Below are 13,474 nucleotides of genomic sequence, written 5' to 3'. Positions count from 1 at the left end.
AAACTCAGAATCTATGGATTCTGATGATTGACTGTCCCATCGGCTATATTGTTGTTCCCGCTTGCAGATTATCTTAACTTAGGAGTTTCGTATCCAGGGGAGAGTCGGGGGCTTTCCCCGTCGGAAAAGCCCCTCCACATTCAGGACACGGAGATCTCGACCGGACTTACGGATCCGGGGTTCTGATATAGCGAGTCTAACTCATTGTGGCAATAGAATTTAGGGATTCTCCCGCCTAAATTTCCCGCTGTAACTTGAGGGCGATGTGATTGAGTTGTTGAATGCTGATTTTGGTTTGGGCGATCCCGCTGGCGGTTTCTTGGGCGCTTTGAGTCAGACTATTCATGGCATCCAGGGTTTGTTGGATCGCCAGGGCTTGTTGTTTGGCACTCAAGGAGATTTGTTGCGCGTTGACGGCGATGTGATTGACGGCAGAAACCACGCTTTCTACGCTGCGAGTTCCGTCTTTGGTGACCATCACCGCTGAATTGGTCGCCCGTTCAATATCGGTTACTAGGTCGCTAATTTTCTCGGCGGATTGTTTGCTGCGATCGGCCAGTTTCCGAATTTCTGAAGCGACAACGCCAAAGCCTTTACCTTGCTCTCCGGCCCGGACTGCTTCGACCGCCGCATTGAGTGCTAACATATTGGTTTGATTGGCGATATCGCTGACTAATCCGGCAATTTTGTCGATTTGGTTGACTTGCTCACTCAGATGCAAAATTTGATTGGCAATTTGTTCGACTTGAACGGTGGTGGCTTCGGCGCGTTCGGAGGACTCCTGAGAGGAGAGGCCCAGTTGTTCCATTGTGGTGCAGGTTTCATGAACTGCACTGGCTTGTTGGTTGGCAACGCGCTCTTGTTGTTCGGTCATCGCAGCGATTTCTGTGGAGGAGGAGGCGATGGTGTTGGTGGTGTCGCTGAGGGTGTCGGTAATCCGGCTGGCGATCGCCCATCCCAATGCCCAGGCTACGATCGCCGTGATTGCGGTACTCACTAACACCAAGATGCTCAATAAGTTGAGGACCTCATTGGTGCGCTCGCTTTTTTCCTTTTGAAGCTCATCTTCCCGTTGGTTGAACTCCTCCAAGAGGGTTTCTAGTTCCCGATTCAATTGTTCTCGTTCCGGAGTGGCATAGGCTTTTATCGCCTCCGGTACTCGGTTTTGTTGGACTAAATTAATCAGATTTTTATTAAAGGCAATCGTTCTTTGACTCAGGGTTAAAATTCCCTCTAATCTTTCTTTTTGTCCAGGTTCTTCTACATGACTTTTTAAATAGTTTACCGAATTTTCAAAGCGGGTGAGGTCGGCCTCAACTGCCTCGGGAATAAATTCTTCCTGGTCGATAACGTAACCTCTTGCCGAGCGTTGGATGGACATTAACCTTAGAGCTAGACGGTCAGACTCCCGGACTAGAGCCGCCCCCTCTTCTAAATTGCTGACTTCTTGCTGAACTTTCTGGCTGCTGACAAAAACTAAGGCTGCGGAACTAATGGAAAATATTAAAGGGATGGAATAACCTAAGAGAATTCTGGCTTTTAACTTTAAATTAAACAACATGGAAAATCCTCACGTGCTATTTTCAAATCGGGCGGGTTGATTTCAATTCAAAACTTCGTCCAGTATTTGATTTTTACCCCGAAATAGCAATTTTAAGGTAAATCAGGTGCAGCCATTCACTCCGTAACCCTGACCTTCTCCTCAACCAGGGGATTTTAAGTTTTGTTAAGCGCAATCTGGGCCAGAAAACTGCTATAAACTGCCTGAACCTTAAGAAATTAGTAGAAGTTTTCCCCAAATTTGAACGAACTAACTCCCGATATCAAAAAACCGGATTTACTGTCTTGACAATTCTAATTTTATCACGCTTTTTCAAAAGTGCTAAGGGGATTTGTTGCCCTGGAAGCCTCGTCAAACAACTGTGGGTTAAAATTATGGCTGAGCACTTGAGAATAAGAAAGAGCCGGGATTTTCAGCGCCTCCAATTGTAGTAACAGGACCTGGAAGAAAAAAAAACAGGCAAAAGGTTGAGGAAAAACTCGGACCTTTTGCCTGTTTAGAATTCACCGATTATTTAGAATTCCCGTTGCCATTAGCGGCGGCAGCTAAGAGGCGATCGGTCAGTTTGTCTGGGACTTCCTGGAGGTGATCGTACTTCCAGCGGAAAAACCCAACTCCCATCGTCAGCGATCGCAACTCCACAATCAAATCCTGCATTTCTGCCTGGGGTAAATAGGCCAAGACCTTATCCCATGATTTCCAGTTTTCTAGGGGTTCATAGCCTAAAATTTGCCCCCGTCGTCCGCTGATCAGTTGCATCATATTCGAGGTAAAGTCCGTCGGTGCACAGATCTCCACCGAGGCGATCGGTTCAAGCAAGGTGGGTTCACATTGGGCTAACCCCTCTTGCATTGCCAAACGTGCGGCCTGTTTAAAGGACTGTTCTGAACTATCCACGGAGTGATAGGACCCATCGGTGAGGGTAACGGCAATATCCACCACCGGGAATCCCAAGGGTCCTTGATTCAGGTACTCGCGCACCCCCATTTCTACCCCAGGAATATACTGTTTAGGGACCACGCCGCCGACGATTTTATCGTTGAAGTGATACCCTTCCCCCCGAGGCATGGGTTTGATTTCCAGGTAAACATCTCCAAATTGGCCATGACCCCCACTTTGGTGCTTGTAGCGGCCATGAACCCGGGGCGCTGCTTTGCGAATGGTTTCCTTGTAGGGCACATGAGGGACTTGGGTAATCATCGGCAGGTTGTACTTGCGCCGCAGACGATCCAAGGTGACCTTGATATGAATTTCCCCTTGACCCCAGAGGATAATTTCGTGAGTATCGGGATTTTGTTCCCAGGCGAGGGCGGGGTCTTCTTCTAGGAGTTTGGTCAAGGCGGCGCTGATTTTCACTTCGTCGCTGCGCCGTTCTGGGGCGATCGCCAGGGCAAAAACTGGAGGCAGTTGTTCTGCTTTGGGTAATTCTGATTTGAGCTTACCTTCCCCGGTGGTGAGGGTATCTCCCGTCTGAATCCCTTCCATGCGCGAGAGGGCGACAATATCTCCCTCGACTGCCTTCTGAATGGTTTCCGTTTGCTGTCCCTTCATCCGATACATTCCCCCAATCCGGACGCCGTTGAGGGTCATGTTATCGGTGATTTCTCCTTTCCACACCCGCACGAGGGACATTTTGCCCCCTTGCGGGGTGTAATAGGTTTTAATCACTTGGGCTAAGGGTTCACCGGAATGCAGGGGGATTCCCCGGCGATCGGCGGTGGTTTTGGGTTCCGGTGCTTCCCGAATCAGAGCATCAAGCAAGGGTCTGACGCCATAATCTGAATCCGCTACGCCCATAAAGACGGGGACGATTAAATCGGCCCCTAATTCCATTTTGAGGTCGGCGACGATTTCATCCTGGGAGGGTTCAATCTCTTCAAGGAGTTCTTCGAGGAGGCGATCGTCAAAGTTGGCTAACTCTTCTAACATCTCCTGACGAGCCTCATGTTCTTCTTGTTTGAGTTCCTCGGGGAGGGGTATGGGGTCGGGGTCACTGCCACCGTGGTAGTGATAGGCTTGTTCCGTGACCAGATCGATAAACCCCACGGGGTCTGAGCCTTTGAGAATGGGATATTGATGGGGGACTAAGGGCCGGGTGGAGACGGCTTTGAGGGCGTGGAGTACGTCCATAAAGCTATCTTTAGCGCGATCCATTTTGTTGACAAAGACGATATGGGGGATTTCCCAGTCATCTAAGAACTTAAATAAGGGGGCTAAGGTGAGCACCCGGCTGACTTCCGGTTCGCAGACGACGACGGCGGCACCGGTTCCTTTGAGGGCGTTGTAGGTTTCTTGGATAAATTCTATGGACCCGGGGCAGTCTACGAAGGTGAAGCGGACATCCTTGTATTCGGTGGTGGCGGAGGATATCTCTACACTCATTTGGCGATCGCGCGCTTCGGGGGAACTATCCCCCACGGTTGTCCCTTCTTTGACGTTCCCTTTCCTACTAATTGCACCTGTTACAAACAACAGGCTTTCGAGTAAGGTGGTTTTTCCACTCAGATATGGGCCTACAATTGCGACGTTTCGCACGTCGGAGACAACTTTTTCGGTCATGATTCACTCCTGTGAGTTAGTTACTAAAGATTAAAAAATTTTTAAGAGGGCCAAGGTGGATAGCCTATTTAAAGTAAAATCCTTATCCTGACTCTATGGGAAACAAGGTGATCAGCATCAGCACTTCTCGGATGGGTCTTGATGTATTTTAGATTACCGTATTTTTGAACCAAAGAATTACCGATTGAGGGACTTATTTTTCTAAGCTTAATCCTTTTTTTTTGAATTTTAAAGCAGTGTTATCCCTTGAAAATTATCGTGGCGGGTGAGTGTTGGCTCTAAAATTCTGGCCGACTCTAGTCAGAGGCAGGGATGTCACGGTAAAACTAGGTTAAACCACCTCGACTCATTTCCAGGAGGGGCGATGCAATTACAACGGAACATAAGGGCCCGAATCGTGGGCGTGACGCTGGGGATTTGGATGATGCCGTTGCTGTGGATACCGTGGGATGGCGCAGGGATGCGCGCGATCGCCCAGGGGAGTTCCCAGGCGGCCCTGGATTGGGTAAACCGGGGACTGGGGTCGATTCAAGCGGGTCAGGTATCTGAGGCGATCGCGGCGTTTCGTCAAGCAACTCAACTGGACCCGACCCTAGCTGTGGCTCATTATAATCTGGGCTTGGCTCTGCGGCAATCGGGAGATTTGCAAGGGGCGGCGGATTCATTTTACCAAGCAACTCAAGCGGACCCTAGATTTACTCTTGCCTTTGCCAATTTAGGGGCGGCCCTGATTGAAGGGAATAATCTCGATCGCGCCCGGGATTATTTACAACGGGCGATCGCCTTGGACCCCCAAATGGGATTGGCTCATTATAATCTAGGTCTGGTCCTGGAGCAACAACAGTTACTGGATGCTGCTGCGGCTTCGTTTCAGCAGGCGATGCAATATAGTCCCACGACTCCTGAACCGCCCTATCATCTCGGACTGGTTTATCTGGAACAAGGGAAACTGGAGGCGGCTAAATCAGCATTTAACCGGGCAATCAGCATTACTCCAACTCATGCTGCGGCTCACTATCATCTGGGGTTTATTGCTTATAATCAAGGGGATTTGAACGCGGCTTTAGACTCATTTCGTCAGGCGGCTCAAGGGAATGTCAATTATGCTAATGCCTATTATGGGGCTGGGTTAGTGTTTCTGCGTCAGGGGAATTTCACCGAGGCTCAACGAGTGTTGGAATATGCCCGAGACCTTTATACTTTGGAGGGAAATACAGAACGGGCGATGAATGCTGAACGATTGTTAGAGCGATCGCGCAATCCCTAATTCGGAGGCTCTCGGTTGAGCGATCGCTCTGGATTACGATGGGTGGTTCTGCCCGATGTGACTCACCGGCAATTGAATCCGGAATTCTGTTCCTTTTCCCAGTTTTGAAAAACAGTTTAACTTTCCTAAATGTTTTTCAACAATAATTTGATAGCTAATTGACAGCCCTAATCCGGTTCCTTTCCCAATGGGTTTAGTGGTAAAAAATGGGTTAAAAATATTGGGAAGAATGTCCGGAGGAATTCCTCCTCCATTATCCTCAATCCAAATTACGATGAACTCCGGGTTCACCGCAGCCCCGTCAATCGGGTTTGCCGGTGGACTTTTTTGCAGGACTTCGGTACAGAGGGTGAGGGTGGGGATATAGTCTTTTGAAGGGTTTTCAGCCAGGGTGTCTTCCAAGGCATCAATTGCATTGGCTAGGAGATTCATAAACACCTGATTCAGTTGCCCCGGATAGCACTCCACTAAGGGTAACTCGGCGTATTTTTTGACGACTTGAATCGCCTGATGTCCAGCGGTGGCTTTGAGTCGATGTTGCAAAATCATCAATGTACTATTCAGCCCTTGATGAATGTCTACGGCCTTGATTTCTGCTTCATCCGTGCGGGAAAAATTTCGCAAACTCAAGACGATATTTTGAATCCGTTCGGCCCCGACTGTCATGGATTTAATGGTTTTGGGTAAATCTTCTATAATAAAATCTACATCCATTGCTTCGGCTTCTTCTTGAATTTCCGCCGCCGGGTCGGGATAGTGTTGTTGATAGAGCCCCAGCAGGAAAAGTAAGTCTTTTACATATTCGTCGGCATGATTAACATTACCGTAAATAAAACTGACGGGGTTATTAATTTCATGAGCAACCCCGGCGACTAATTGACCAATGGAGGACATTTTTTCCGCTTGAATCAGTTGACCCTGGGTGGTTTGTAACTTCTGCATTGCTGCTTCTAAATCTCTGGTCCGGCGGATGGATAGTCCTAAATAAATGGCGATGATTATGGTGAGGAGCAAGCCGATCGCCAGGATTGCTAAGGTGTCCCAAATGAATCCCTGAAAGCTTGGGGTGGGACGCAGGACAAGAGTCCATTCGCGATCGGCCACGTTAAGGGTCTGGGTACAGAGGCTGGGATTTTTGTAGCACAAAGACTGGGGAGAGAGGGGTTCAGGTTCTTTCAGACGGGTATCGGCAATAAATTTTTGGGTGGCCGAGTCATAAAAAATCAGGACCTGATTATTGGGTTCCGCTCCCGGGTCGAGTAAGTAAAAATCTAGGTGATGAAGGGTTAATCCGCCGAGGGACCGTTGCAACAAATTGGAGAGACTATAGACGGTGTAAGTCATTCCCCTAAAAGTATTGCGGCGATCGCGGATTCCGGCGGGCCGATCGCCTCCCCGGTACACAGGTCGAAACATCGCCACCCCATAAGTCTTCCCATCGGCTAATAGAAATCGTTCCGTTAGCGCTATCTCTCCCTGGTTTTTTCCTCGGGTGATCGCCGCGCTCACCCTGGGTTCATAACTGGGGTCCAGTCCCAACAGTGGTCCTTTATAGCGAGTGGCGGGTTGTCCATAGAGAATGGGAAAATATTCCCGGCGATCGCCCGCCGGGACTAAGTTGCCATCGGGGTCGCGATCGCGAATCTGGAAATTTTCCTTCCCTTGAGCTTGCATTTGCTGCTCAAAAGCCCTCCGTTGTGACCTCGGCACTTTTTCTAGCCATGCCATCCCGAAAATTCCCGGATAATTCTCAAAAAAGGATTGGGAAAACCGCTGAAAATTTTCCTCAGTCACCTGACCGGAAATATCATACCATGCACCCAGGGAGCGGGTGACTTTAACATATTCATCCAGATCACTTTGTAAGGTGATCTTCATGCTCTCCCGGCGTTGAAATAAGTTGTCCTGTGCGGCTCTTCGTTCCCATTCATACACTCCTCGGGCAGCGATCGCAGACAGGGACAAACCAACGAGTAAAGTTAAGCCAACCGGAAGGTAGGTCTGGATTCCCAAAAGGGCGTTTTTAATTCGTCCGACATTTTTCCAATGAACCGCCATAGAACCGTTGTTTTTTTTCTAATTTAACCGGCTTCGCTCTTAGAAAAACCCTGCTGATTACTACTGTCAAAAAACTTCGAGCCTTGAGAATCTCTGAGTGATCGCTGATTGGGTTCAAAAATCGCTACGGTTGGGACAATCTGTTCTACAATAACATTTTCAATCCGGGGATAGGATCCGAAAAAACCCGCCTTTCTACAGATTTCACTCAACCACCTTGTCTAGGGGAATCCGGCGTGGAGTGGCAAGGGTGGGTAGAATCCAGGGGCTTTCTTGGCGTATTCTGGAAAGAGTTGTTAAATGGGGTGGCTTGTGGGCTTCAGTGGGAAGGCACAAGCGACTTCTAGTCCTTTAGAGCCTTTAGAGTACGATCCGATATGGCTACCTTTTTATTAGAAGTCGGTACAGAAGAATTACCCGCAGGGTTTCTCGATAGCGCAATTACCCAATGGCGATCGCGCATTCCTGACTCCCTGGCTGAAAATTTCTTGACAAATGACGCAGTTCATGTATATGGAACCCCTCGCCGGTTAGCGGTGGTGATAGAAGGATTGCCGGTTCAACAAGGCGATCGCGAGGAAGAAATTAAAGGCCCCCCCGCCTCCGCTGCCTATAAAGACGGCAAACCCACCAAAGCGGCAGAAGGATTTGCCAAAAAACAAGGGGTCGAACTCGATGCCTTAGAAATTCGCCCCACGGATAAAGGGGATTTTGTCTTCCTGCGGAAAACCATCACCGGACGTCTCACCACAGACATTCTCCAGGAACTGGTCCCGCAATGGATTAGCAAACTCGAAGGGAAACGCTTAATGCGCTGGGGGAATGGCGAAATGAGGTTTTCTCGCCCCTTGCGCTGGTTGGTGGCATTATTTGACCAGGATATTTTGCCAATTCAACTGGACAACGGGTCCGAAAGTCTCACCAGCGATCGCATTTCCTCGGGTCATCGCGTCTTACATCCCCAACCCGTAGAAATTGCCACTGCCTCAGATTACGTCAAATCCCTAGAAAATGCCTTTGTTTCCGTAGATCCAGACCGCCGTCAAGCTATTATTCAAGACCAAGTAAAAGCCGTAGCAGCAAAAGTCGGTGGAACTGCCGAAATTTCCCCAGATTTACTCCAAGAAGTCACCAACTTGGTAGAATGGCCGACCGCAGTTTTAGGTAAATTTGATGAAGACTTCCTCATTTTACCCGCCGAAGTGATTACCACAGTCATGGTCAGCCATCAGCGGTATTTCCCGGTCTTAAAATCCGCCGAAACATCCGGCAAATCCCCCGAACTTCTCCCCTATTTCATCACCATTTCTAACGGTGACCCGGCCAAATCTGACCTCATTGGCCTCGGCAACGAACGGGTGATTCGCGCCCGATTAGCCGATGGTCAATTTTTCTATAAAACCGACCGGGCCAAATCCCTAGAAGCTTACTTACCTAAACTAGAAGAAGTCACCTTCCAGGAAGATTTAGGCTCAATGCGCCAAAAAGTCGATCGCCTCTGTCAGGTTGCCGCTTTGATTACGAAACAATTGCAAATTCAGGGCGAACAACAAGAGGAAATTGCGCGGGCGACTTTACTCTGTAAAGCCGATTTAGTCACCCAAATGGTCTATGAATTCCCGGAACTCCAAGGCGTCATGGGCGAAAACTATGCCCGGGCCTGTGGGGAATCGGAAGCCGTCGCCACTGCCATTTATGAACATTATTTACCCCGAAATGCCGGAGATAAATTACCGGAAACTCCTGTAGGTCAAGTGGTCGGATTAGCCGACAAATTAGATACGTTAGTCATTATTTTTCGCTTGGGGATGATTCCCACAGGTTCCTCCGACCCCTTTGCCTTGCGACGGGCCGCCAATGCAGTAATTAATTTAACTTGGACTGCGAATTTACCCTTGAACTTAGGGGAATTATTAGGGAGGATTGCAGCCTTGTTTCCACCCAGCCATCCGAAAACTTCCCCAGAATGGCTCTTGCAATTACAGGAGTTTTTCTTACAACGAATTCGGACGCTGTTGCAAGAGGAACGGGGGATTGATTATGACTTGGTGAATGCAGTTTTGGGGGAAGAAGACCAGGAATATAGCCAACGCGCTTTAGAGGATGTTTTGGATGTTCGCGATCGGGCTTTATTCCTCCAATCCATTCGTAATAATGGCAGATTAGATACTATCTATGAAACCGTGAATCGGTCTGCAAGATTGGCGAAACAAGGAGATTTAGAGACTTCGGTCCTAGATCCGACTCAAGTGCTGAAACCGGAATTGTTCCAAAAGTCCTCAGAACAAGGGTTTTATGATGCTTTGATCCGGTTAATGCCGACGACTCAAGCGGCGCGATCGCAGCGCAACTATCAGCAGTTGGTGGATGCTTTAGCAGAAATTACCCCAATCGTCAGTCAGTTTTTTGATGGGGAGGACAGCGTACTGGTGATGGATCCGGACCCAGAAATCCGGCGTAACCGCCTCAACTCCATTGGTTTACTGCGAAATCACGCGCGGGTTCTGGCGGATTTCGGCCCGATTGTCAAGCCCCAATAGTTGCAACCGGCGGGGGATAAATCGATTGGCGGCCTAACAGAATCAAGTCGGTTGAAAACCGACTAAAAACACCAAGGGATAAGACTTGTTATCCCCCGCCTAAGAGCTGCGAGTCGGTTTTTAACCGACTGCAAGTCTGATACAGTGGTGTTTTCAGTCGTCTTTAGACGACTTGATTCTGTTAGGCGGGGGTTTTAACCCCCGCCGGTTGTTGCCACTCTGAGCTGGGGGTTAAAACCCCCGGCGGTTATTGCCTGAAATCTTTTTGCAGAGAAAACACCCTGTAGACAGAACAACAAACGGTAAGATGAAGGTTAGACTTTGAAAAAATGCGATCCATAAAAGTATGCCAAAGGCTCATATCATTGGACTAGGACGGTCAGGGGTTGCCGCAGCGCGGTTATTAAAAAAGCAAGGATGGGATGTTACTTTGAGCGATCGCTCAGATAATGACTCCTTGCGACAACAACAACAACTGTTGGCTGCTGATGGCATCGATGTACATCTAAATCAGTCCTTTGAACCGGAGAAGTCTTTAGATTGGGTGGTCGTCAGTCCGGGAGTTCCCTGGGATCTTCCCGCCTTGGTGAAGGCGCGGCAAATGGGAATTACCACCCTGGGGGAAATGGAATTAGCTTGGCGCAATCTCAAAGCTTGTCCCTGGGTGGGGATTACGGGAACCAATGGGAAAACGACGACTACCGCTTTAATTGCCGCAATTTTTCAAGCGGCCGGATTTAATGCACCGGCTTGTGGCAATATCGGATATGCAGCGACGGAGTTGGCATTAAAAGGATTTGACTCGGACCCGGCAACCCCCCAGTATCCCGATTGGGTGATTGCGGAAATTAGTAGCTATCAAGTGGAGGCATCAGAAACTGTAGCGCCGCAAATTGGGGTTTGGACAACCTTTACGCCGGATCATTTGAGCCGTCATGGTACGTTAGAAAATTATTTTAATATTAAGGCATCTCTGTTGGAACGCTCTGAGCAAAAAGTTTTAAATGGGGATGACCCTTACTTAAGAAAAAGTTTAAGCGATCGCTGGCCGAATGCCTGCTGGACGAGCATTAAAGGTAAAAGTGAGTTATTAGGGAATCCCGATAAGGGCGTTTATATTGAAGACGGTTGGGCGGTGGCAATGGGCGAGGCAGTCTTGCCCATTGATGCCTTGAAAATGCCGGGGGAACATAACCTGACGAATCTGTTAATGGCCGTGGGTGTGGCGCGATTGGCGGGAATTGATAAAGCGGCGATCGCCGATGCTGTTGCCAACTTCCCCGGTGTTGCTCACCGTTTAGAACTGATTCGCACTTGGCATGGAATTGACTTTATTAATGATAGTAAAGCCACCAACTACGATGCCGCACAAGTGGGATTAGCCTCCGTTGCTGCGCCGGTGATTTTAATTGCTGGCGGTGAAGCGAAAGAAGGGGATGATACGGGTTGGTTGCAAACCATTGAGGCGAAAGTTGCCCAAGTGCTGCTGATTGGCGATGCTGCCGATGCCTTTGCCAAACGCTTAGAACAAGTGGGGAATGAGCGCTATGAAATTGTCTATGGCATGGAACGGGCGGTAATTCGGGGGGCCGAATTAGCAGAAGAACTGGAGGCGCAGGTGGTCCTCCTGTCTCCCGCTTGTGCCAGTTTTGATCAATATCAAAACTTTGAGCAACGCGGGGATCATTTCCGTCAACTCTGTTTAGAAATGCTGCCAGAGTGATGGGGGAGAGAGGGTCAGAGGGTTAGTGTTAGGACCGGCGGGGGATTTATCCCCCGCCTAACAGCTCAAGTCGGATAAATCTGAGATCTTGCACCTGTTGCAACAACCGGCGGGGGATAAATCCCCCGCCTAACAGCTCAAGTCGGTTGAAACCGACTGAAAACACCTCTGTATCAGACTTGCAGTCGGTTTTTAACCGACTTTAGCTATTAGGCGGGGGATTTATCCCCCGCCGTAGAGGCGCTTATCAAAGCGCCTCTACAGGCTAAAAAGTTCAAACCCGCCAGTGTTGAGCTTGATTCTATTAGGCTGAGGTTTGAACCCCCGCCGGTTGTTGACTACAGGAAATCTCAATGGGCTGCGATTTGAATCACAAGTGCCGGTGATTAATCCACGGGGGAAGTAATACTCAAATCACCGCTCACCTCCACCCGGTACTGCAAACTAGAAGCGCAGTAGAGTTGAATCCGAACTTATGCCAGCACCTACTCTGAATCTGGAAGATAACCTCACGGATCTGTTCGCCCAAGCCTGGTTTTCCGGGAAACTAACCGCGATCGAACAGCATCGCCTTCAGGTTGCGTTACTCAATAACGCTCTGAGTCGGGAAGATGTGTTGCTCGTTCATCGCTTGTTTTATGCGGTCCGTCGCGGATGGCTCAAAGTGAGTGCGTAAGCTATTCCCAGCCGAATCTTGCTGATTTTGCACCTGATTTTTTGAAAGCGCGATCGCCATTGAGGTCCGCTTCTGTTTACGGGGCGATCGAAACTGTTTTATCTCACTCAACGCAATAGCGACTGATACAGTCGTTATTTTTTCCGTTCAGGGTCCAGGATCGGGGGAAATGCCACCCGATCCTGAGTCGAGGCCATTCCGGTTTAGCCTCTACTGACTGGATGACCTTGCCAAAATTGGGCCATTTTAAGAGTTCGCCTCTCAATAAAAGGGAGCAAGATGCTCCCACTCCTTAACTTTGAGGGTCACCATGATTTAGACGCGCTATATAAGTGATCCTCACCGATGCCTATAACTTTCTCTAATCAGATAAAAATCGGCTAAAATCTTATCATTAAACTTGACATTTGAGGTAACAGGTATGGTTTCATAGTCAAAGTAAACTCCTCCGTTCACAAATCGTAACAATGAAACCCAATCTTATTGGATCTGGACTCCTCACGGTAGCAACCTGCCTCTGTCTGGAAATGCCAGTCTTAGCAGCCACTGCCGCTGATTCAGAACTGGACTTTGAGGTGGCGGTGAATGCCACGGCTGAAATCGCCCAAGCCCCAGAAAACACCTATAACGCTTGGGGAAACGAATGTAGCAATCTCGTTGAGCAACAGCGCTTCAGCGAGGCGATCGCCGCTTGTGAGCGGGCGATTACCCTCAAACCTGACTATTCCCTGGCATTAACCCATCGCTGCATGGCCCTTCTGGAACTCGATCGCTATCAAGACGCCGTAGACTCTTGTCGCCGTGCCCTCACTGGCGATGGCAACTGGGGAGACAGAACCGAAGCCAGTGGCTGGCTGAATTTTGGCGGGTCCCTCATCCGGTTTGCGGCAGAAAAACCCAATCCCAACCAAGCCGTTCCCCTACTGCAACAAGCCCTCCTCGCCTTTGAGAAGTCCCTGGAAATCGAACCCACCAACCCCAATACCCGCCAACTCCGCAACGAGTTGGAAAGACTGATCGAAGACTTGACTTAACCCGATTTCTCCAACCCCATCGAAAATGTGTCTACTGTTAGTCAGTGTGCTGGTTT

8 protein-coding genes are annotated in these 13,474 nt (G+C 49.1%); 5 read left to right on the top strand and 3 right to left on the bottom strand.

What is annotated here, in order from left to right; all coding sequences use genetic code 11:
* Positions 1 to 235: 235 nt before the first annotated feature.
* Together NG795_RS15360 and NG795_RS15355 are read right to left on the bottom strand one after the other, a co-directional pair.
* Positions 236 to 1,561 (bottom strand): methyl-accepting chemotaxis protein, encoded by a 1,326-nt coding sequence (locus NG795_RS15360; protein ID WP_367289532.1) that lies wholly within the window; start codon positions 1,559 to 1,561, stop codon positions 236 to 238.
* Positions 1,562 to 2,071: 510 nt separating this feature from the next.
* Positions 2,072 to 4,120: an elongation factor G gene (locus NG795_RS15355; RefSeq protein WP_367289531.1), complete on the bottom strand. Its 2,049-nt coding sequence runs from the start codon at positions 4,118 to 4,120 to the stop codon at positions 2,072 to 2,074.
* 397 nt (positions 4,121 to 4,517) lie between these two features.
* Here NG795_RS15355 and NG795_RS15350 point away from each other — a divergent pair, with 397 nt between their 5' ends.
* A complete protein-coding gene (locus NG795_RS15350) occupies positions 4,518 to 5,387 on the top strand; it encodes a tetratricopeptide repeat protein (protein WP_367289530.1) in 870 nt (289 codons plus the stop codon).
* 33 nt (positions 5,388 to 5,420) lie between these two features.
* Here NG795_RS15350 and NG795_RS15345 read toward each other — a convergent pair whose 3' ends face one another.
* Positions 5,421 to 7,445, bottom strand: coding sequence for a CHASE domain-containing protein (locus tag NG795_RS15345; RefSeq protein WP_367289529.1), 2,025 nt, complete (start codon positions 7,443 to 7,445; stop codon positions 5,421 to 5,423).
* A 377-nt stretch (positions 7,446 to 7,822) separates the two neighbouring features.
* Between NG795_RS15345 and glyS the strand changes: the two genes are divergently transcribed.
* From glyS to NG795_RS15325, 4 genes are all read left to right on the top strand, one after another.
* The gene (glyS, locus tag NG795_RS15340; protein WP_367289528.1) at positions 7,823 to 9,985 is read left to right on the top strand and encodes a glycine--tRNA ligase subunit beta; all 2,163 of its coding nucleotides are present in this window, start codon (positions 7,823 to 7,825) and stop codon (positions 9,983 to 9,985) included.
* Between the two features lie 346 nt (positions 9,986 to 10,331).
* On the top strand, positions 10,332 to 11,708 hold the full coding sequence (gene murD / locus NG795_RS15335) for a UDP-N-acetylmuramoyl-L-alanine--D-glutamate ligase (RefSeq protein ID WP_367289527.1): 1,377 nt from the start codon (positions 10,332 to 10,334) through the stop codon (positions 11,706 to 11,708).
* 475 nt (positions 11,709 to 12,183) lie between these two features.
* Positions 12,184 to 12,384, top strand: a complete 201-nt coding sequence (locus NG795_RS15330) for a hypothetical protein (protein ID WP_367289526.1) — start codon at positions 12,184 to 12,186, stop codon at positions 12,382 to 12,384.
* A gap of 467 nt (positions 12,385 to 12,851) precedes the next feature.
* Positions 12,852 to 13,418: a hypothetical protein gene (locus NG795_RS15325; protein ID WP_367289525.1), complete on the top strand. Its 567-nt coding sequence runs from the start codon at positions 12,852 to 12,854 to the stop codon at positions 13,416 to 13,418.
* Positions 13,419 to 13,474 lie beyond the last annotated feature (56 nt).

Origin of the sequence: Laspinema palackyanum D2c, from assembly GCF_025370875.1 — a bacterium.
Taxonomy (GTDB): Bacteria; Cyanobacteriota; Cyanobacteriia; order Cyanobacteriales; family Laspinemataceae; genus Laspinema; species Laspinema palackyanum.
The sequence above is the reverse complement of the archived record's forward strand: the minus strand, read 5'-3'. Positions and strand labels throughout refer to the sequence as shown.

Coding starts and splice junctions, on each gene's coding strand:
- NG795_RS15360 (WP_367289532.1), bottom strand. CDS start 1,561: ATGTTGTTTAATTTAAAGTTAAAAGCCAGAATTCTCTTAGGTTATTCC.
- NG795_RS15355 (WP_367289531.1), bottom strand. CDS start 4,120: ATGACCGAAAAAGTTGTCTCCGACGTGCGAAACGTCGCAATTGTAGGC.
- NG795_RS15345 (WP_367289529.1), bottom strand. CDS start 7,445: ATGGCGGTTCATTGGAAAAATGTCGGACGAATTAAAAACGCCCTTTTG.
- glyS (WP_367289528.1), top strand. CDS start 7,823: ATGGCTACCTTTTTATTAGAAGTCGGTACAGAAGAATTACCCGCAGGG.
- murD (WP_367289527.1), top strand. CDS start 10,332: ATGCCAAAGGCTCATATCATTGGACTAGGACGGTCAGGGGTTGCCGCA.
- NG795_RS15330 (WP_367289526.1), top strand. CDS start 12,184: ATGCCAGCACCTACTCTGAATCTGGAAGATAACCTCACGGATCTGTTC.
- NG795_RS15325 (WP_367289525.1), top strand. CDS start 12,852: ATGAAACCCAATCTTATTGGATCTGGACTCCTCACGGTAGCAACCTGC.